This is a genomic window from Arthrobacter sp. RAF14 (assembly GCF_052114185.1).
In the GTDB taxonomy this organism is placed as follows: Bacteria; Actinomycetota; Actinomycetes; order Actinomycetales; family Micrococcaceae; genus Arthrobacter_E.
On record NZ_JBFREG010000001.1, the window covers coordinates 317,777 to 336,423 of the forward strand.

14 protein-coding genes and 1 pseudogene are annotated in these 18,647 nt (G+C 68.2%); 4 read left to right on the forward strand and 11 right to left on the reverse strand.

From position 1 onward, the window contains the following. Positions 1-30 precede the first annotated feature (30 nt). Positions 31-1,083 (reverse strand): GlxA family transcriptional regulator, encoded by a 1,053-nt coding sequence (locus AB4Y75_RS01540; RefSeq protein WP_441434159.1) that lies wholly within the window; start codon positions 1,081-1,083, stop codon positions 31-33. Between AB4Y75_RS01540 and AB4Y75_RS01545 the strand changes: the two genes are divergently transcribed. Continuing rightward, positions 1,082-1,471, forward strand: a complete 390-nt coding sequence (locus tag AB4Y75_RS01545; protein WP_441434160.1) for a cupin domain-containing protein — start codon at positions 1,082-1,084, stop codon at positions 1,469-1,471. The two genes, AB4Y75_RS01540 and AB4Y75_RS01545, sit on opposite strands and share 2 nt — an antisense overlap. Here the strand turns inward: AB4Y75_RS01545 and AB4Y75_RS01550 are convergent. Continuing rightward, positions 1,443-2,408, reverse strand: coding sequence for an EamA family transporter (locus AB4Y75_RS01550; RefSeq protein ID WP_441434161.1), 966 nt, complete (start codon positions 2,406-2,408; stop codon positions 1,443-1,445). The two genes, AB4Y75_RS01545 and AB4Y75_RS01550, sit on opposite strands and share 29 nt — an antisense overlap. Positions 2,409-2,945: 537 nt before the next feature. Here AB4Y75_RS01550 and AB4Y75_RS01555 point away from each other — a divergent pair. Continuing rightward, entirely contained in the window at positions 2,946-3,350 is a 405-nt protein-coding gene (locus AB4Y75_RS01555; protein ID WP_441434162.1) for a hypothetical protein, read from the forward strand. Between the two features lie 114 nt (positions 3,351-3,464). Here the strand turns inward: AB4Y75_RS01555 and AB4Y75_RS01560 are convergent, their stop codons facing one another. The 3 genes and pseudogenes from AB4Y75_RS01560 to AB4Y75_RS01570 form a co-directional block, all read right to left on the reverse strand. Next, positions 3,465-5,606 carry a phosphocholine-specific phospholipase C gene (locus AB4Y75_RS01560; RefSeq protein ID WP_441434163.1) on the reverse strand — a complete coding sequence of 714 codons (2,142 nt, stop codon included), beginning with the start codon at positions 5,604-5,606 and terminating at the stop codon, positions 3,465-3,467. Between the two features lie 682 nt (positions 5,607-6,288). After that, positions 6,289-8,202 (reverse strand): annotated as a pseudogene (locus AB4Y75_RS01565) (HAD-IC family P-type ATPase); the annotation flags it as partial. A gap of 183 nt (positions 8,203-8,385) precedes the next feature. Further along, on the reverse strand, positions 8,386-9,162 hold the full coding sequence (locus AB4Y75_RS01570; RefSeq protein ID WP_441434164.1) for an SDR family NAD(P)-dependent oxidoreductase: 777 nt from the start codon (positions 9,160-9,162) through the stop codon (positions 8,386-8,388). An 89-nt stretch (positions 9,163-9,251) separates the two neighbouring features. Here AB4Y75_RS01570 and AB4Y75_RS01575 point away from each other — a divergent pair, with 89 nt between their 5' ends. Then, positions 9,252-9,920, forward strand: a complete 669-nt coding sequence (locus AB4Y75_RS01575; protein ID WP_441434165.1) for a TetR family transcriptional regulator — start codon at positions 9,252-9,254, stop codon at positions 9,918-9,920. 58 nt (positions 9,921-9,978) lie between these two features. Here AB4Y75_RS01575 and AB4Y75_RS01580 read toward each other — a convergent pair whose 3' ends face one another. The 4 genes from AB4Y75_RS01580 to AB4Y75_RS01595 all read right to left on the reverse strand — a co-directional run bounded on the left by AB4Y75_RS01580 (position 9,979) and on the right by AB4Y75_RS01595 (position 13,805). Beyond that, a complete protein-coding gene (locus tag AB4Y75_RS01580) occupies positions 9,979-11,016 on the reverse strand; it encodes a hydroxyacid dehydrogenase (protein ID WP_441434166.1) in 1,038 nt (345 codons plus the stop codon). 141 nt (positions 11,017-11,157) lie between these two features. Then, positions 11,158-11,655 (reverse strand): hemerythrin domain-containing protein, encoded by a 498-nt coding sequence (locus tag AB4Y75_RS01585; RefSeq protein WP_441434167.1) that lies wholly within the window; start codon positions 11,653-11,655, stop codon positions 11,158-11,160. Beyond that, positions 11,652-12,563 (reverse strand): Vgb family protein, encoded by a 912-nt coding sequence (locus AB4Y75_RS01590; protein WP_441434168.1) that lies wholly within the window; start codon positions 12,561-12,563, stop codon positions 11,652-11,654. The genes AB4Y75_RS01585 and AB4Y75_RS01590 overlap by 4 nt, the downstream gene beginning before the upstream one ends. Positions 12,564-12,713: 150 nt before the next feature. Beyond that, positions 12,714-13,805 (reverse strand): substrate-binding domain-containing protein, encoded by a 1,092-nt coding sequence (locus tag AB4Y75_RS01595; protein ID WP_441434169.1) that lies wholly within the window; start codon positions 13,803-13,805, stop codon positions 12,714-12,716. A 143-nt stretch (positions 13,806-13,948) separates the two neighbouring features. Here AB4Y75_RS01595 and AB4Y75_RS01600 point away from each other — a divergent pair, with 143 nt between their 5' ends. After that, positions 13,949-15,958: a DUF2264 domain-containing protein gene (locus tag AB4Y75_RS01600; RefSeq protein ID WP_441434170.1), complete on the forward strand. Its 2,010-nt coding sequence runs from the start codon at positions 13,949-13,951 to the stop codon at positions 15,956-15,958. Here the strand turns inward: AB4Y75_RS01600 and AB4Y75_RS01605 are convergent. Next, the gene (locus AB4Y75_RS01605; RefSeq protein ID WP_441434171.1) at positions 15,939-17,426 is read right to left on the reverse strand and encodes an APC family permease; all 1,488 of its coding nucleotides are present in this window, start codon (positions 17,424-17,426) and stop codon (positions 15,939-15,941) included. The genes AB4Y75_RS01600 and AB4Y75_RS01605 overlap by 20 nt on opposite strands. Continuing rightward, the gene (locus tag AB4Y75_RS01610; protein WP_441434172.1) at positions 17,423-18,646 is read right to left on the reverse strand and encodes a glutathionylspermidine synthase family protein; all 1,224 of its coding nucleotides are present in this window, start codon (positions 18,644-18,646) and stop codon (positions 17,423-17,425) included. Before AB4Y75_RS01610 ends, AB4Y75_RS01605 begins: the two co-directional genes overlap by 4 nt. Between the last annotated feature and the right edge of the window lies 1 nt (position 18,647).

Here is an 18,647-nt window from a genome sequence, read left to right on the forward strand (position 1 = left end):
CGCCGCGGTCGCTGAGAGGTCCTCGAGTCCTTACGCCCTCTTTGAATTTCCGCCCGGTCCCGGCCGGGATTCGAAGGTCCGACGATAGGCCGTGGGAGTGAGCCCGGTCTGCGCGGCAAGGTGTTTGCGGAGGTTGGCGGTCGTCCCCAGCCCACTTCGGTCCGCGACCTGGTCCACCGAATAGTCGGTCTGTTCGAGCAGCCGGCGGGCGTGCTCCAGTCTGATGGCACTCAGCCATTGGAGCGGTGTGCAGCCGAGTTCTGCTCTGAAGCGACGGTGGAGCGTCGCGACGCTCAGGGAGGCGCGGGAGGCGACGTCGGAAACCGTGATCGCTTCGGTCGCATGCCGTTCAGCCCAGTCGAGAGCCGTCGCCAGATCACTTTCGGCTTCTTTGGGGATCGGGCGGTCGATGAACTGCTGCTGCCCTCCGGGCCGGTGGCCCGGGAAGACCAGCCGACGTGCGACGGCGGACGCGACGTCCGCTCCGTGGTCTTTCCGGATGACATGCAGCGCCAGGTCGAGTGCGGCCGCGCTGCCGGCCGAGGTGAGGATGTCGCCGTCGTCGACGAAGAGGACCGCTTCGTCGAGGTCGACCAGCGGGTAACGGGTGCGGAACTCGTCAGCCCACTGCCAGTGAACCGTCGCGCGGCGACCTGTCAGCACGCCTGCCTCCGCCAGTGTGAAGGCGCCGCTGCACATGCCCAGCAGGCGTGCACCCCGCTCATGAGCCCGGGCGATCGCGCTGAGCACCTCGGGATGGTGGGGCATCGACGTGTCGGGGCGGTTGGGCACGATGACGGTCGTCGCGTCGTCGAGGGCTGCGAGATCCGCGATGCCGGACATTCTGAAAAATCCCTGGCGCATCCGGACCGTCTGATGCGCGGAGCACAGCCGGAAATCATAAAGCAGGCCGCCGACCTCGGGGCGGTCGATTCCCAGGACTTCGGTGAGACACGCGAGTTCGAAGGGGTTCGATCCCTCGTCGACTAAGGCGACCACGGTTTCCGGTCGAGAGAATTGTTGCGACATGCGCCATTTATTGCACTTTCTCCTGCGTTCAGCAATCTGGACGATGGAAGACATGAAGCATCAGAGCGTCAACATCGACACCGTCCTCGGCTCCTTCCAGGAGCTGTGGAGCCCCCGAATCCTCACGCACGTCAACGACTGGGATGTCCGTCTGGCCAAGGTCGAAGGATCGTTCGTCTGGCACGCTCACCCGGACACGGACGAGTTGTTCATCGTGCTGGACGGCGCCCTCGATATCCACCTCCGGGAGTCGGGAGAGGAACACGCCGTGCATCTCGAGCGGAACGATGTCTTCGTCGTCCCGCGAGGAGTCATGCACTGCCCTCAGTCGTCGGAAGGGGCGACGATCATGCTGTTCGAACCGACCGGCACGTTGAGCACGGGGGACTATGAGGGGGAGATCCCGGACCACGTCACGTCGACCACGGGGCTGCCGGCCTGAGGCGGATTTTCTGCCCCTCGCTGCACAGGACGCCGGTCGAGCGCCGCGCCCCCGAAGAGGAACGCGCGACACAAACAGCAAGCAGCCTCGTGACCGCAGAGTCCCGTTCTCGCAGGAAAATCATCGCAAGAATGGTCGCAATGACCGGCGATACGTAGTAGACGGGCATCACGATGCTGTATTCGCCGTGCTGGAATGCGACCATCAGCAAGATGTAGCTGAAGACACTGACACAGGCGAGCACTACCAGTCGCCGGATGCTGACCGGCAAGCTGAGCCCCTTTCCTGAATTTCGGACGCGGAAGGCCAGCGGAACCATGAGCAAGGCCCCATTGCCGAAGGACACGCAGGTCGTGAGCAATGGATCAAAACCATGATCGATCGCGACTTTGTCACACAACATCGCGCAGACCGAACACACCGAACCGCCGATGGCATAGCCCAAGCCGAGGAGGGACGGCTTCTTCTGGCCGCGGCCGGTCACATAGACGAGCGCCGGAGCCACGGCAACGAGGATACCTCCCACGAGTTGCAGAGGTTTCGATTGTTCACTCAGCACGAAGATCCCAAAGCCCCAGGTCAGGAATATCCGGAATCGGCTGACTGTCGTGGAGATGGCGACTTCCAACTTCGCGTCTGCACGGTTGCTGAACCAAGCGTATGCGCCCCAGAAAAGACCGGCGACGGCGGAAGCCACGAAGGACTCCCAGGACAGGTGACTCCTCAGTGCGCCGATGATCCCCAGCGGAATCGACAGGGCGAAGCACGCGAGTTGGAAGACGAACGTGTATCCCTCGGTAACGGCCACCTCCCGCAGATTCGACCGGTGCCAGATCTTCTCCACAGCGGCGGCCACGGCCGATCCGAGGCTCAGGACGATGGCGAGGCCGCCGACTCCGATCACTGAGGCCTCCCGCTTGCTGAGATATTCGGGCAAACCGAGAGTCCCTTGAGGTGATGTCGGCGAACGCTGAGACGCGATGGGGCAGTCCACGCGCGGTCCGTCGAATTCGCTGCAGTCGTCACATACACCTCTACGCTTCCGGAAGGTTCGATCACTCCCCGCGGAGCTTCGATGGGCAGAACCACACAACCGGCGGATGGTGACGATTTCATGGCATCCGGGTAAACGCGAGACGAATATGCAAATGTCGGACATGCGGGGCGACGCAGAGCGAATTCCCCAGCACCGAGGTTCCGTGACCGTGAGCTTGCCCGTAGGGCGGATCGGATTTCGAAGGGTCAGCATCCTTCTTCGCGACACCTCCACAACCCCGTGCAACTGGTCTGTCACCGGTACTGACAGTCCGGAGAATTCTGGAAAGCCCGGCCAGGCTGCCACAGATACTCTCGACGCTGTGCCGCGCTTCAGAACCTTTCGAATGCCGAAGTCGGGGAAGTCTCAGCGGTGTGCACCCCAGGAATGCCAGTCCGTCCTGTGGAAGAGCCGAATCTCGAGAGGATGACCAGGACCATGAGTATGGAAATGCAGCCGCAGGGGCCGCCGATGCAGGAGCCGGTGCATCTTGTCAGCATCGGGAATGTGCATGTCACCGACCAAGCAGTGGTGACCCCGGCAGGCACCTGGCCCCTTGCTCAGGTCAATGTGACCACAACCGACCAGACATCGACCACCACGCATACCCCGGCCTGGGCGATCGTGATGGTCGTCCTCTTCATCTGGTTCTTCCTTCTGAGCCTGCTGTTCCTCTTCGCCAAAGAGACGCGCGTCAGTGGCTTCGTGGCCGTTCATATCCAGTGCGGCGGCTACTCGTACACCGAACAGGTGCCGGTGCATTCAGCCGCTGAGCGTGCCGAGATTCTCCGTCGGGCGCTGTACGTGCAGGGCCTCATCGGACGAGCCCGGAGCATGGGCTGAAGCCCTGTCGAATCAGATCTCTGGATCCGTCCAAAAAGCGAAACGCCAGGCGAGCGCGGTGCCCCCTCACCGGGGACACCGCGCTCACCTGGCATCTCACGCGGAGGAGCGGGGCTAGCCTGAGATGCCCGGCCGGCCGTTCTCCTCACAACCGGTCAGACGACGGCGGAAGGTCGGGTCCTGCTCGGCCGTGATCTCCACGTCGTACCAGCCGTTCTTCGTCTCCCAGCCGAGCGACTTGCGGGCCCCCGGCTTGAGGCGCACCGTGGTGGCCCGGTCCCGGTACTGCAGCGAGGTCAGCCGCAGCGTCACGACCGCGGTGCCGTTGTTCCGCAGCTCCAGGTGCAGCGAGTCGCCCGTGCGGCGATCCACGGCGACGTCGACGCCGGCCGCGGCGCCCGCCGTCGTGCCCTTGAGCTCGTACTGGAAGCGGTTCGGGCCGGTCACGATCAGGTCGACCTTGCCGTTCGGCGCGGGAAGGCGGACGGTCTCCGCGGACTTCACGTCCACGTGCCGCGGCTCGGTGACTTCGCCCGCGTAGCCGTACACGGTGAAGTGCGTGGAGCGGGTCCCGGTGTTGCGCAGTGACAGTTCGACGCCGTCGTCGTGCAGGGAAGCGGAGACCCTCGGGCGGTAGGGGAGCGCCCGCGCCGGCCGGGCGCCGCGCTCCTGGATCGGAGCCACCTGAGCCACCGGGGGAACCGGGTGCCAGCGGCCGACCGCAGCCGGAACGGGCGCCGGGTGGTCGAGCTGGGGCGGGGTCCCGCCCGCCGTGAAGTCGAAGACACCGGTGAGATCGCCGCAGACCTCGCGCCGCCAGGCGGAGATGTTCGGCTCCTGCACATCCGTCCAGCGCTCCAGGAACCGCAGCACGGAGGTGTGGTCGAAGATCTCGGAGCTGACGTGCCCGCCGATGGTCCAGGGGGAGACCACGGTCATGGGCACGCGCGGGCCCAGGCCGATGGGGCGTGCGGTGGTCCAGTCGGTCGATTCGCCCGAGGCCGGGCGGGGCTGGACGGGCGGCGGGACGTGGTCGAAGTAGCCGTCGTTCTCATCGAAGTTCAGGAAGATCGCGGTGCTGTCCCAGGTCTCCGGGTTGCTCGCGACGATGTCCAGCATCCGGTAGACGAAGTTGGCGCTGCCGACGGGGGTGGAGGAACTGGGGTGCTCCGAGTCGGCGGCGGACGGGACCAGCCAGCTGACCTGCGGGAGCGTGCCGCCGGTGATGTCCGAGGCGAAGCGTTCCAGCAGCGTGTCCGGCCGTCCGCGGTGCATGGCCTTGTCGAACAGGGCCTGGTCCGCCTTGCTCAGGCGGGCACGGCCGGCCTCCAGCTGCGCGAGCAGGCGGTCCTGCTCGGCGGGGATTTTGCCGTGCAGGGAGTCGTAGAACTCCTCGGTGGTGCGGAAGTTCCCGTCAACGGTCGCGAGCATGGTGTGCCCGATTCTCTTGAAGGTCTGGAAGTATTCCACGGCGTTGTCCGTGAAGTTGTCCCAGTCCTGGTAGATCCGCCAGGACACCCCGGCGTTTTCGAGGCGTTCGGGGTACGTGGTCCAGTCGTAGCCGCCATGAGCGTAGTCGTACGCCGCGTTGGTGACGGCGCGCTGCGTGGAACCGGGTTCGTAACCCGTGGTGCCGCTCCAGAGGTAGGTGCGGTTGGGGTTGGTGGAGCCGTTCACGGAGCAGTGATAGGCGTCGCAGATGGTGAACGTGTCCGCGAGCTCGTACTGCAGGGGGATGTCCGCGCGCTCGTAGAACGTCATGGTGGACGGGCCCTTCGCGGGGATCCACTGATCACACCAGCCGTTGTTCCAGGCCTTGGTGGTGCCGGCGAAGGAGTGGTCCAGCGCGCCGAGGTACTGGATGTCCGAATCCGGCCGGCCGGCCAGCTCCGCGGCCTTGCGGAGGGAGAACGGCAGGACCGTCTCGCCGGTGGGGCGGGCTTGTTCATACATGCTCTTCCCGCTGGGCAGGCGGGTGATGGAGCGGTCGCCGTAGCCGCGGACGCCGCGCAGCGAGCCGAAGTAGTGGTCGAAGGAGCGGTTCTCCTGCATCAGGATCACCACGTGCTTGATCGACTGCAAGCCACCCGGGCGGACGGGTCGGGCCATGGCGGCCTGCACCGACGGCGGCAGGAGGGAGCCCGCGGCGGCCAGCGCGGTGGCGGCGGCGGTGGCGCCCAGGAAGCCGCGGCGGGAGAGGCCCGGGGTATCGGGGGAGGTGTTGTCGTCCGGGGAAGCGGGAGGTAGCGACGTCATGCGAATGCCTTCCGTGAGGGGTTGGGACCTCCCACGCTAGAAGGTCCCGGTGAACCCACGGTGACTTGTCTGTACATCTTCCGGCAACCACCCGAACAGAACTGCGCGGTGCCCCTCTCAGCACGCGAACCGCCAGTTGTGGCCCGTATCCGAGGTGGATACGGGCCACAACGCCGAACCACCAGGCGATCTCGACCAGCACGATGCCCACGGCCGCCACTCCGAACGCCGTCCAGAGCTGCGCCGGGCCCCCGATCTCCAGCTGGAGCACCGAACGTGCGCCGGGGAAGGCGAACATCGCCACGGTCCCGCCGATCATGGCGGCCAGCAGCAGCGCCTTCCACCAGGTGTACGGCCGGGCCACGATCGCCAGCACCCACAGGGCGATGGTCATGAGGGTCAGCAGCGCCGCGGTCGAACTCTGCGCCTGCGGCACGGCATCGCCGCGGACCATCAGATAGGACACGAATGCCGCGATGCCGACCACGACGCCGGCCGGCAGCGCCCGCCGCAGCACCCGGGAGGCGAAACCCGGCTGTGCCCGGTCATGGTTGGGCGCCAGGGAGAGGACGAAGGCGGGCAGGCCGATCGTGAACCACCCCACGATGGTGACATGGCGGGGCAGGAACGGGTACGGCACCTGATCCAGGCCGATCAGCCCGGGCAGTCCCACCAGAATGGCCAGCAGCACGGAGTAGACCGTCTTGGTCAGGAACAGGGTGGCGACGCGCTCGATGTTGCCGATCACCCGCCGCCCCTCGGCCACCACGTGCGGCAGGGTCGCGAAGGAGTTGTCCAGCAGCACGATCTGGGCCACGGCCCGGGTGGCGGGGCTGCCCGCACCCATGGCGACCCCGATGTCCGCGTCCTTGAGGGCCAGCACGTCATTGACGCCGTCGCCGGTCATGGCCACGGTGTGTCCCTTGGACTGGAGGGCCTTGACCATGGCCCGCTTCTGATCCGGGGTGACGCGCCCGAAGACGGTCCCGCTCGTCACTTCGTCGGCCAGGGCGTCCGGGTCTGCGGGGAGGGTCCGGGCGTCCACGGTGCGCTCCGCGCCGGCCAGATGCAGGGAACGGGCCACGGCGCCGACGGAATCGGCGTTGTCCCCGGAGATCACCTTGACCTCCACGTGCTGTCCTGCGAAGTACTCCAGGGTCGCGGGGGCCTCGGCGCGGACCTTCTGTTCCAGGACCACGAGGGCGGCGGGAGCCAGGAACGTGGTGGAGTCCAGCTCGCGGGCACGGGCCAGCAGCAGCACGCGCAGGCCGGTGGAGCCGAAGCGGTCCGTCTCCCGCCGCCAGAGTTCCAGCCCGGCCACGCCCGCGGCTTCGGCGGCGTCCAGGAGGACGTCCGGAGCACCGAGGAGCCAGCTGCCGGAGGCGTCCGCGGCCGCGTCGCCGTGGAAGGTGGCGCCGCTGTACTTCCGGCTGGAGGCGAAGGGCAGGGTCTCGGCGACCTCCCAGGCCGGGGCCGTCGGGTAGGCCTCACGGATGGCCTCCATGGAGGCGTTGGGCCGCGGGTCGCTCGCCGCCAGCGCCGCCAGGGCTGAGGCGGCCAGCTGGCGGGCGGCTCCGTCGGCGCCGGGGGTGGTGGCGTCGTCGTCCGCGGGGAGTGTTCCCGGCACCTCGACGGAACCCAGCCGCATGGCGTTCTCCGTGAGCGTGCCCGTCTTGTCCGCGCACACCACGTCCACGCGGGCCAGGCCCTCGATGGCGGGCAGTTCGTTGACCAGGCACTGGCGGCGGCCCAGGCGGATGACGCCCACGGCGAAGGCGATGGTGGTCATGAGCACCAGGCCCTCCGGGACCATGGGGACCAGGGCCGCGACCATGCCGCGCAGCGCGTCCGGCAGGGCCTGGTTCCCGGAGAGCTGGTTGTAGATGGAGAGTGCGCCGGCGGGGAGGAGCAGCCAGGTGATGACCTTGAGGATCTTGTTGATGCCGTTGCGCAGTTCCGAGTTCACCAGGGTGAACTTGCTGGCTTCCGCGGAGAGCCTGGCGGCGTAGGCTTCGGAGCCGACCTTGGTGGCCCGGTACAGGCCGGTGCCGGAGGACACGAAACTGCCGGAGAGGACCTCGTCCCCGGGGGCTTTGACGAGGGCGTCCGATTCGCCAGTGAGCAGGGATTCGTCCACTTCCAGGCCGGAGGCTTCGAGGACTTCGCCGTCCACCATGACCTGGTCGCCGGGGCCGATCTCGATCAGATCGTCCCGGACCACGTCCTCGGGGGCGATGTCCTGACCGGTGCCGTCACGGCGAACGCGGGGCTTGGCCTGCCCGACGATCGCCAGACGGTCCAGGGTGCGCTTGGCCCGGATCTCCTGGATGATGCCGACGACGCTGTTCGCAATGATCAGGAGGCCGAACGCCGCGTCGATGAAGTATCCGGTGGACACCACGATCGCGGCCAGGACGGCGAAGATCGCGTTGATCCGGGTGAAGACGTTGGCCCGGACGATCTGCCACGTGCTGCGTCCGGTGGAGTCCTCGGTCCGGTTGACGGCGCCGGCCGCCACGCGTTCGGCCACTTGCGCGGTCGTCAGGCCGGTCAGGGGCACGCCGGGACGGTCATCGAGGGTCTGCACAGTGCTCACGAAGCCCAGCTTATTCGCGACCCCTGGAGCGCGCCTCGGAGTGGGGGTGGAGATGTGGGTGCACCTGAAGGCTGACTTTCCTTCCCCTGTGTGCTCAGTTGTCGCGGGTCTTTGGCGGAAACACCCGCGACAACTGAGCGCACAACGGAGGAGCGGAGGATCCAGCCCGAGGATGCTTGCGTTTCACGCGCTCTGCGGATGAGGCGCCGCCGGCCTGACTGACCGTTCAGCCAGGGCGATGGCAAACCTGGAGGGCATCCGGGCGGCCAACGCGGCGAGGAGAGAGTTCGCCGTTCCATCGACGATGTCGGGTCGGTCGGAGCGAAGTGCCTTCAGCGCGGCGTGGACGACATTCTCGGGGGTGCGCCGCTTGCCCACTGACGCATTCTCCCCGGCCACGTCGAAGAACGCGGTGTCCGTGGCTCCCGGGCACACCGCCAGCACGCGGACGCCCGTTCCGCGTGTTTCCTCCCAGAGTGCCCGGCTGAAGGACAGGACGTAGCTTTTCGTCGCCGCATAGACAGCCATATGAGGGACCGGCTGGAACGCCGCCGTGCTGGCGATGTTGATGATCGTCCCGGTGCGTCGGCTCAGCATTCCCGGCAGAAGGCGGGCCGTGAGTTCGGTGAGGGCCGTGACGTTCACCGCGATCTGAGTCGATGCGAGCGCGGGATCGCTCGCGCCGAGGTCGCCGTGCAGGCCGAGCCCCGCGTTGTTGATCAGACCATCGATCACGAGGTCCTTGCTGCGCAAGGTCTGGACGAGCGCGTCGGCCGCGCCGGGAGTGCTCAAGTCGGCAGGGACGCACTGCACATCGGCGCCGGTCTGCGAACGGATTTCTTCGGCCAGGCGCTCAAGGACCTCACCCCTGCGGGCGACGAGAACAAGGTCTCCGCCGTCCAGGGCGATCCGGTGGGCGAAAGCCCGTCCGATACCTGACGAAGCTCCGGTGATCAGCACGCGTTGATTCTGAAAATGGGGGTGCACGATGACTCGTTTCATTAATTAGACCGGGCGGTACGTTTAATTAATAGCGTAGCCTGGATGGCATGACAAGCCCTGCCTCTCCCACTTCGTCCAGCCGAGGCGTGGGCCGCCCGCCTGGCGCGACCAGCCGTGGCGTGGCCTCACGGGACCGGATCATCGAGGCGGCAGCGGGGGTCTTCGCCGCCGTAGGCTATGACCGTGCCACGATGGCGCAGATCGTTGAGGCCAGCGGGCTGACGAAGGGGTCGGTCTACTTTCACTTCGCCAGTAAGGAAGCCCTGGCCGTCGAGGTTCTGACGCGCAAACAGGCCGCCTGGCTTGAGCGTGTGCGGACTCGTCTTGCGGCGGCGGCGCCCGGGCTGGAGCGCTTGGAGGCCCTGTTGCCGGCGATGCTCGAACTGCATCGGGAGGACCCGGATGCCTGGGCCATCTCCCGCCTCAGTCAGCATCTGGCCGAAGTTCCCGAGACCCGCGCGACTGCGGCCGAGCTGAACCGTGCCTGGGTTGATGAGGTCGCCGCGCTGATCGCACAGACGCAAGCCTCGGGCCGGGCATCCTCTCAGGTGGAGGCGCGCACTCTTGCTCTGGTGATGGTGAGCGCTTTTGACGGCTTGAAGAAGACCGTGCAGTTGCTCGAGGACTCTTCGCAGCGCTCGGAGGACGAGCTGGCTGCCGGGGGTGCGGTTCTGCTGGAGATGATGCGAGCTGTGCTCCGCACCGACGGGTTCTAGGCGGCCAAACCCGCAATGGATCTGAGCGCACGACGCTCAGGCGGACGACGACGCCGGCTCAGGCCATGCGGTCCAGCTCGGCGAGCGTCACCTCATGGAGGAGGGGCTCACCACGCGCAGCCCGGGCGGCTTCCGCGATGGCACTGCCCGCCAGCCTCTCCAGCTCCGTGCCCAGGGAGCCGGCGATGTGCGGGGTGAGGACGACGTTCGGCAAGGCGTAGAGCGGTGAGTCCTCCGGGAGCACCCAGGGCGTGGTGACGTCGAGGATCGCGTCGATGTCGCCCCGGGCCAGGCGCTCGGTCAGGGCTTCCTGGTCCACGAGCTCGCCCCGTGCCGTGTTGATGAAGGTTGCTCCGGGCCTGAGGGTGTTCAGCAGCTCCCGGCTGATCATCCCGGCCGTGCTGGGCAGGGATGGCGCGTGGAGGGAGACGATGTCACTCGTGGCCACGAGTTCGTCCAGGGGCAGAAGCGTGGCGCCCAGGGACTCCGCCTCCGCCGCGCTCAGATACGGGTCCGCGACGCACAGTTCCAGGGAGAAGGGCTGCAGCAGCCTCAACGCGTGCCGCCCGATCCGGGAGGCCCCGATGATCCCCACCCGCCGGCGATGATTGCCCATGCCCGGGAACAGGGTGAGAGGGTCCACCCCCGCACGCTCCCGGTGCAGCATGCCGCTGAGCCGGAAGACCTTCTTGTTGGCCAGCAGGATCATGGCCACGGTGTACTCCGCCACCGGGATGGCGTTGTCGTCCGCCGCGGAGGTGACCTTGATCCCGCGTTCCCAGCATTCCCGCGCCAGGTGGGGCTTCACGGTCCCGGCGGCGTGGTGGATGGAGCGGAGCCTTGGCGCCCGGTCCAGCACGGCGGAGTCGATCCAGGCCGTGCCCCAGCACGTGAACAGGCCGTCCACCTGGGACAGGACGTCGAGTGCTTCCGGGGAGGTGAACTCCGTCAGCGGGGTCCCGGCTACCAGAGTGAGCTCCGGCGGAAGATTCCGCAGGACCTCGGCCGGGAAGAACTGCCCGGCCGTGGCCACAGGCATGGCCAGGGCGACGCGATACGGGGAGGAGCCGGGACGGGCGCTGCTTGAGATGTTCATCGCTCTCCACTGAACGCTCTGACGTTCAGATGCACAACCAGGCGAACAGAGGCGAACGCCCGAAGGTGGCGTCCCCTCAGCCGGACTTCACCCGCGTGCCGTGGCAGGAGACGTGGCGGACCGCGGCATGACCTCCGGGTATCACAGCGGCCCCAGCACGTCGTGAGGAGGTGCATCCAGCTGGAGGGAGTCGAGGATGGCCAGCAATTGCCTCTCCTCGTACTGGAAATGAGATTCCATGATGGCGGCGATGCCGTCGAGGCGGGAGGCCAGGTGTTTCGGGGAATCAGCGCTCGTCACGGCCGATTCCAGGTCTTCCAGCAGCTGGGAGATCAGGCCGTGATCTTCGGTCAGTTTCCGCAGCACTCCGGTCAGTTCCGGATGTGCCTCCTCGATGGCTGGGAACAACCGGCGGTCCTCTCCCTGATGGTGACCCGTCAGAGCAGTGCAGAATCCGTGACAGAACAACAGGATGTCCCGGCTTGCAGGCCCGTCCTCCGCTCCGGATTCCAAGGAGGTCCGGGCGACCTGCAGCGCTGTGCGGAGCCGCTGGTGCACCTCCCGCAACTCGTCACCCCAGGCGATCAATCGGTCGGTCTCCTGCTGATTCCCGCCGGGGGCAAGAGGCGATGCCGTCACGAGGGAGATCCTTCCGAGCGGGTGTCCGCCGCAGCGGCGAACCGGGCCAGGAGCCCGCGTTCGAGTGCCACCCAGCATTCGCCGTCGGCATCGACGGCGAGTCCGTGAGGCTCCGACTCGGGAGTCTTCAACCCAACCGTGCTGATCCGCCCTCCCGTGGTGATGATCCCGACCCCGTTGCCGCCCCATTCGGTGAACCACAGATGGCCGTCGCCCGCGCTGATGGCGTGAGGGAGGGCGGTCCGGTCGGGGAGCTGGTATTCCGTGATCCGGCCGTCCGTCGTGATGCGGCCGATGTTGCCTGCGGCGATCTCCGTGAACCACAGGGCGCCGTCCGGGCCCGTGGTGATGCCCACCGGGCCGGAGTCGGCGGTGGGCACCGCGTAATGGTCCACCTCGCCGTCGGTGGTCATCCGTCCGATCGCATTGGCCCGGTTCATGGTGAACCACAGGGCTCCGTCCGGACCGGTCGTGATCGCCGAGGGGAAGCATTCGGTGAACGGCAGGGGGAATTCGGAAAGGGTGCCGTCCGCCGCCAGGCGCCCGATGCGGTCGGTCACGGTCTCGGTGAACCAGACGGCGTCATCCGGCCCGAGGGTGAGACCGTAAGGGCCACAGGCATCCAAGGGGTACTCGGTCAGCGCGCCGTCAGTAGTGATCCTCCCGATCCGGTGCGCCCGGTACTCGGTGAACCAGAGAGCTCCATCGGGTCCGTTCGTGAGCACCGTCGGACCGCAATCGGGATCGAGATCGTAGGTATGCGGGGTGCCCTCAGGGTTCAGCCGTCCGATTCCGCCGCTCCCTTCGAGGGTGTACCAGACGCCGCCGTCAGGGCCGATGGTGATGCCGTAAGGCCCCGAGCCGGGGACCGGGATCTCCTCGATGAGGACCGGGTGTGGGGAAGTCACGAATTTCTCCTGTCATGTCTCGGGCACAACGCATCTGTCCTGATCAACCCTCCCCGAGGATCCCGATCTGAGCAACGATGCGTTCCGTCAGGTCACCAGCGGAGACGATGCCGCCCTGCTCGGCGACGGGCCCGTCCCGGAGCGCAGCCCCTACAGCGCGAGGCCGGCCGGGAGCTGCGTCCGCGTGGACTGGCGCGGCACGAACTGCGGGGAGAGCGCCACGCGCTCGCGGGCGCAGAAGCCGTCCCGGACCCGCTGGAGGCACAGGCTCGCCGCCCGGTGACCCAGCTCGAACTTCGGCGGCGCCACGGCGCTGAGGGGAAGGAGCCCCAGGGAGGCGATCTCGTCGTCGTAAGCCACCACCTCCACGTCCTCCGGGACCCGGACGCCCTGCTCCAGGAACAGCTCGGTGAGGGCGAGCGCGCAGCCGTCGTTGTGCACCAGCACGCCGCGGATGCCTTCGGCCCGGCAGCTCTCGGCGAGACGGGCGAGGGCGGAACGGTGCGCCTCGTGGCCATGCGCCGAGGAGGGGATCCGCACCACGTGCGGCGAGTGGCCGGTGAGTTCGAGAGCCCGGCGGTACCCGGCCTCGATGGGAGGAGAATTGGGGCTGTCCTCCAGGATGCCGAGGGCGACCGGTCCGCCGCTGGACTGGACCCAGCGCCGCACCAGCCGCTCGGTGCCGCGCACATGATCGGTGAACACGGAGTCCCACGGCCCCGGATCCAGCACGTTCTCCAGAGGCCGTTCGACCAGGACCACGGGGATCCGGGCGTCGTAGAGCGCCTCCAGCGTGGGGGTGGGGCCGTCGTCGGCCCCCAGCGGCGTGATCAGCAGGCCATCGATCGGTGAGGCGAGGAAGCGCTTGAGCAGCCGCAGTTCCTCCTCGGGGTCATAGCCGCTCACGCCGAGCACCAGGCGGGCGCCCGCCTGCTGGGCGGCCCGGCCTGCTCCCTTGATGATGAGCGAGAAGTAATACTGCGAGGTGGGGACCAGGAGCCCGATCGTGAGCTGGCTGGGGGCGGCCGGCCGGAAGGCTGGGGCGCCGCCCGGGAGGCCGTCATCCGCGGGGACCGCCCCGCCGTGGACACGCCGCAGCACGCCGCGGCGCTCCAGGGTGGCCAGATCGCGCCGGAGAGTCATGCCGGACACGCCGACCTTCTCCGCGAACTCGGTCGCCATCAGCTTGCCGGCGAGTGTGAGCTCCTGCTGAATGAGTGCGTGCCGCTCCTCGGCGTGCATGATTCCCCTTCGGGTGTTCAGTTTCTTTCAGATGAACGAAGTTTCTTCCAACTGAACAGGGCCGCCCCTAGCGTGGTCAAGAGCTGTCCGGGGTCTGACCGTCCAGCGCCGCCATCGGCGGGGCTCCCCGGCGCATGGAAAGGGTGAGTGGACAGGTGAACGACGACGCCGCGCAGCGCCGCGCGTACTGGTTCGGCTTCGCGGACCGGCAGCTTCTCGCGGTGCGGCCGTACTTCTCGCCGGGCCATGCGCTGCTGAGACTTCCCGGACGCCCGGCGTTCTCCGGGGTCCGCTCCGACGAACTCGAAGGATTCGCCCGCACCTTCCTCCTGGCCGCCCTCCGGGTCGCGGGCTCCGGCGGCGATGATCCGCACGGGCACCTGGACTGGTACCGTCCCGGCCTGCTGGCGGGCGCCACGCGCGGGTTGCCCGACGAGTCCTGGAACCCCGTGCTCAGCGGGACCCAGGCCCTGGTGGAGGCCGCCTCCGTGGCGATCGGACTCCAGCTGACCCGGCCCTGGCTCTGGGACCGACTGGAACCGCAGGAACAGGACGTGGTGGCCTCCTGGCTTCAGGGCGCCGGAACGGCTGAACCCTGGGACAACAACTGGGTCCTGTTCAATGCTCATGTGGCCGAGTTCCTGGCCGGCGTGGGGCGCGACCACAACCCGGATCACATCACGCAGGCTCTGGACCGGATCGAGGACTGGTACGTGGGTGGAGGCTGGTACCGGGACGGGGACAACGGCGGGACCGGTGACTTCTTCGACTACTACTGCGGCTGGGCACTCCACCTGTACCCCCTGCTCTGGTGCCGTTTCGCGGCCGACCGTGCCGCCGGCGAGCCCCACCCCTGGGCGGCCGGGCGGCTGCCCCGCTACCGGGAGCGCCTGAGCCGATTCCTGCGGGAGTACCCGGCCTTCTTCGGCGGGGGCGGAGAACCCGTGTTTCACGGGCGGTCCCTCACCTACCGCTTCGCGGCGGCCGCGCCGCTCGCTCTGGGAGCCCTCTTCCTGGGCCCGGAGGACCCCGGCGGCGACGCCGGATCACTGGCGAGGGCCGGAACCCTGGCCACGGCCACCCTGCGACACTTCGACACCGACGAGGCGTTCCCCGGTGGTGTGGCCTGCCTGGGCTGGCAGGCACCGTACGAGCCCATGATCCAGAACTACTCCGGCCCGGGCTCCCCGTACTGGTCCTCCAAGGCGTTCCTGGCGCTCCTGCTTCCGGGCGACAGCCCCTTCTGGAACAGCCCCACGGGCGAAGCGCCCGGCATCCCGGAGGAGCCGGTCCTTCTGTCCGCCCCGGGGTTCCTGCTACACCGTGGGGCGGACGGCATCGCCCAGCTGGCCAATCACGGCAGCGACAAGCACTACGGTCCCGGGAGCGACAACGCCCTCTACAGCCGCTTCGCCTATTCCAGCCACACCGGTCCGCTGCGGCTGTCCGGTCAGGGCCTCGGCAGCGGCACCGATCCGGCCCCGGCCGAGGCGGTGGACAATCATCCGGCCGTCCTCGACGTCACCGGCCGCGCCTCCTGGCGCACCCGGATCCACCGTCTGGAGGTCAGGTCCGGATCAGGAGCCGCCGCGGCCGCGAGCTTCCACCGGCCCGTCTGGACGGTGTCGGAGGACGAAGCGGAGCAGCCCCTCACGGTCGCCACCGGCACGACGGCGCACGGCGGCTACCAGCTGCGGGTGCACCGGGTCTGGCTGCCGCCGGAGCCCGAGCCGGAGCCCGGCGACCGCCGTGCCGGCTGGAGCCTGCGGGAGGGCGGCTGGGCCACCACGCCCGGTGTCCACGGCACGTTCTGGCCGCTCACGGCGACCGCGCCCGAACACGCCGGTGAGACGACGGCGGGCGGGGGCGGCGCCGTCGTCGTCGGGGAAATGCGCGGGACCACCGCCTTCGGCGAGGCGAGGTGCCCCACCGTCACCGCCCCGCTGGACGGGCCCATGACCCCGGACGGCGCAGTGACGCTGCGCGCCTCCGTGCATCACCTCGGGCTGGAGGAGCCGCGGCACCGTCCCGGGCCCGTCACTCTGACGGAGTCGGGGGAGTGGGTGCGGGCCTCGGTCCGGATGCTCCCCGTGGATCACTCCGCCGGGGAGCCCTTCACGCTCGAGCTGGAGTTCAGGACACCCGGGAACTGAAGAATCCGCGGGTCGCCGAGGAGAAGCGCGCCCAGAGCAGCAGCGCGATCCCCAGGACGGCCAGCACGAGCACCACCACGAGGGTTCCGCCCACGCCTCCCGCGGAGGTCTGGGAGAACTCCGGCTTGCCCCACTGGATGATCCCGGACACGAACGCCACCGTGAGCAGAATCCCGCCGAGCAACGGCAGGATGCCCCGCAGCCACAGGTTCCGCGCGGAATCCCGGAGCGTGTTCCGGAATGTCCAGACGCAGGCGAACGCGGTGATGGCGTAGTAGAAGGCGATGAAGACCGTCACGGCGTTGGCCGAGTCGATCATGACGTTGGCGCCCAGGAACGTCAGCACCAGGTAGTAGATCCCAGCGGCCCCGAAGACCACCCAGGAGACCGTGCGGGGAGCCTGGGTGGAGGGTTCCACGCGACCCAGCCGTGCGGGCAGCGCACCCTCGCGGCCCATGGCCAGCAGGCTCCGGGTCACGGGCAGCACCGTCGCCTGAGCGCCGGAGAGGATCGAGCCCAGCAGAGAGAGCAGCACCACCCAGCCCCAGGGCCCCAGAGCCGTCTCACGCAGCGCGCCCATGACGTCCCCGGAGTTGTCGGGATTGCCCAGGCCGATGCCCGTGATGTCCGTCGAGGCGAACATCATGAGCAGGACCGTCAGCGCCAGGTAGATCAGGCCCAGCGCCACCGTGGACAGCAGCGCGCCACGGCCCGGGGTGCGGGCGGGGTCGTCGCTCTCCTCATTGAGCGAGAAGCAGGTGTCCCAGCCCCAGAAGAGGAAGATGGCCAGGAGCACGCCCTGCCAGAGCCGGGACGGATCCTGAAGAGCCGCACCCAGATCGAACCAGCCCCAGTGGAAGACCTCGGACGCGCCGTCGCGGACCACGCCCACCACCAAGGCGATCGCCAGGACGCCCAGGGCGATGTACTGCACATAGGTCAGGGTTCGCTGGACGTTCTCGCCGATCCGGATGCCGAGTGAGTTGACCCCGCACATGGCGGCCATGATGAGCAGCGCGGTCGGGACGGTCAGCCAGGGGGAGACCTCCCAGGATCCCCGGGAGATCAGCGCCCACAGGTACTGGGCGGCGACGTGGCCCAGGTTCACCAGCACCACCACGCTCGCCACGGCCGTGGCGAAGCCCGCGGCCCAGCCGCTGTACGGGCCGAACGCACGCCGCACCCAGGCGAAGGAGGTCCCGCAATCGGGTTCACGGGCGTTCAGCTCGCGGAACGCCAGAGCCACCAGCAGCACGGGGGCGAAGCCCAGCACGAGTGCGAGGGGGGCGAAGTCGCCCACCCGGGAGACGATCAGGCCCAGCGTCACGGACAGGGCGAAGACCGGGGCGGTGGAGGCCATGCCCAGCATGGTCAGATCGCCCAGGTCCAGGATCCCGGCCCGGAGGCCCTTCGGCTTGACGGCAATCGTGGCCTGCCGGCCGCCGTCGGTGATGCCCTGACGGCTCATGCCGCACCTCCTGTGAACGCGTGAGCGGCTTCGGCTTCCAGTTCCGCGGCGGTGGGCGCCGGGGCGTCGATGATGTTGGGCACGAAGCGGCAGAAGAAGTCCGTGACGGGCCCGTCCGACTCGCGGATGCCGCAGCCGACGGACTCGCCGCCCACCACCCAGAGACCCAGGACCGGGTGGCTGCCGTCGAAGTCCGGAAGCTCCTGGTACTGCTGATAGCACCAGCCCTCACGCCCGTAGTCGCCGGGCTGCTCCAGGTCGATGCCCGGGGCGTGGATGCGGATGTTGTCGCCTTCCCGGCCGTGCAGGGGTTTGGCCACCCAGGACGTCATGTCGCGGGGCGAGTCCAGATACGCCGGCAGGAGATTCGGGTGCCCGGGGTAGAGGTGCCAGAGCGCGGCGAGCAGGGCCTTGTTGGAGAGCAGCATCTTCCAGGCCGGCTCCACCCACTGGGGGTTGAGTTCCCGCTGGAGGAGGTACTGGCCGAAGGGCTCCTTGGCCATGAGCTCCCAGGGATACAGCTTGAAGATGGTGCTGATGGGGTAGTCGTCCATGTCCACGAACCGCTGGTATCCGTGGTTCCAGCCGATGTCGGACATGTTGATGCCGACGGTGGCCCAGCCGGCCTGCTCGGCCACGTCCCGCATGTAGCCCGTGGTCATCCAGTCCTCGCCGGACTCCTCTTCCTCCGCGTGGGCCAGGTGCAGCCGGGACATCCCGGTGCGGACCTGGTAGCGGCGCCACTGCTCGATCAGCGCCTCGTGGATCCCGTTCCACTGGTCCTTCTCCGGCATGACGTCCTGCAGCCAGTACCACTGCGCCAGGGAGGCCTCGATGAGACCGGTGGGGGTGTCCGCGTTGTATTCGAACAGCTTGGCGTCACCGCCCTTGCCGTCGTAGGCGAAGTCGAACCGGCCGTAGATGTCCAGGTCCCCGGCCTCGAGGGAGGCGACGGCGAGTTCGCGGGCCTGGGGCCCGATGCCCAGATCGCCCATGGCTCCGGTGCCCAGGAAGCGGGCGGCCTCCAGGCACATCCGGTGCATCTCCTCGGCCACGAGTTCCAGGCGTTCCACTTCGTCCATCTGGAACTCGTAGTACGCGTTCTCGTGCCAGTACTCCACCTTGGTTCCGTCCGGCTTGGTGCTCGTGGAGAACACCAGACCCACGGACTCGATCTTCTCGCGCCAGTCGGGGCGCGGTGTGGCGGCTTTGCGTTCCATG

Coding starts and splice junctions, on each gene's coding strand:
- AB4Y75_RS01545 (WP_441434160.1), top strand. CDS start 1,082: ATGAAGCATCAGAGCGTCAACATCGACACCGTCCTCGGCTCCTTCCAG.
- AB4Y75_RS01540 (WP_441434159.1), bottom strand. CDS start 1,083: ATGTCTTCCATCGTCCAGATTGCTGAACGCAGGAGAAAGTGCAATAAA.
- AB4Y75_RS01555 (WP_441434162.1), top strand. CDS start 2,946: ATGAGTATGGAAATGCAGCCGCAGGGGCCGCCGATGCAGGAGCCGGTG.
- AB4Y75_RS01560 (WP_441434163.1), bottom strand. CDS start 5,606: ATGACGTCGCTACCTCCCGCTTCCCCGGACGACAACACCTCCCCCGAT.
- AB4Y75_RS01575 (WP_441434165.1), top strand. CDS start 9,252: ATGACAAGCCCTGCCTCTCCCACTTCGTCCAGCCGAGGCGTGGGCCGC.
- AB4Y75_RS01580 (WP_441434166.1), bottom strand. CDS start 11,016: ATGAACATCTCAAGCAGCGCCCGTCCCGGCTCCTCCCCGTATCGCGTC.
- AB4Y75_RS01595 (WP_441434169.1), bottom strand. CDS start 13,805: ATGCACGCCGAGGAGCGGCACGCACTCATTCAGCAGGAGCTCACACTC.
- AB4Y75_RS01605 (WP_441434171.1), bottom strand. CDS start 17,426: ATGAGCCGTCAGGGCATCACCGACGGCGGCCGGCAGGCCACGATTGCC.
- AB4Y75_RS01610 (WP_441434172.1), bottom strand. CDS start 18,646: ATGGAACGCAAAGCCGCCACACCGCGCCCCGACTGGCGCGAGAAGATC.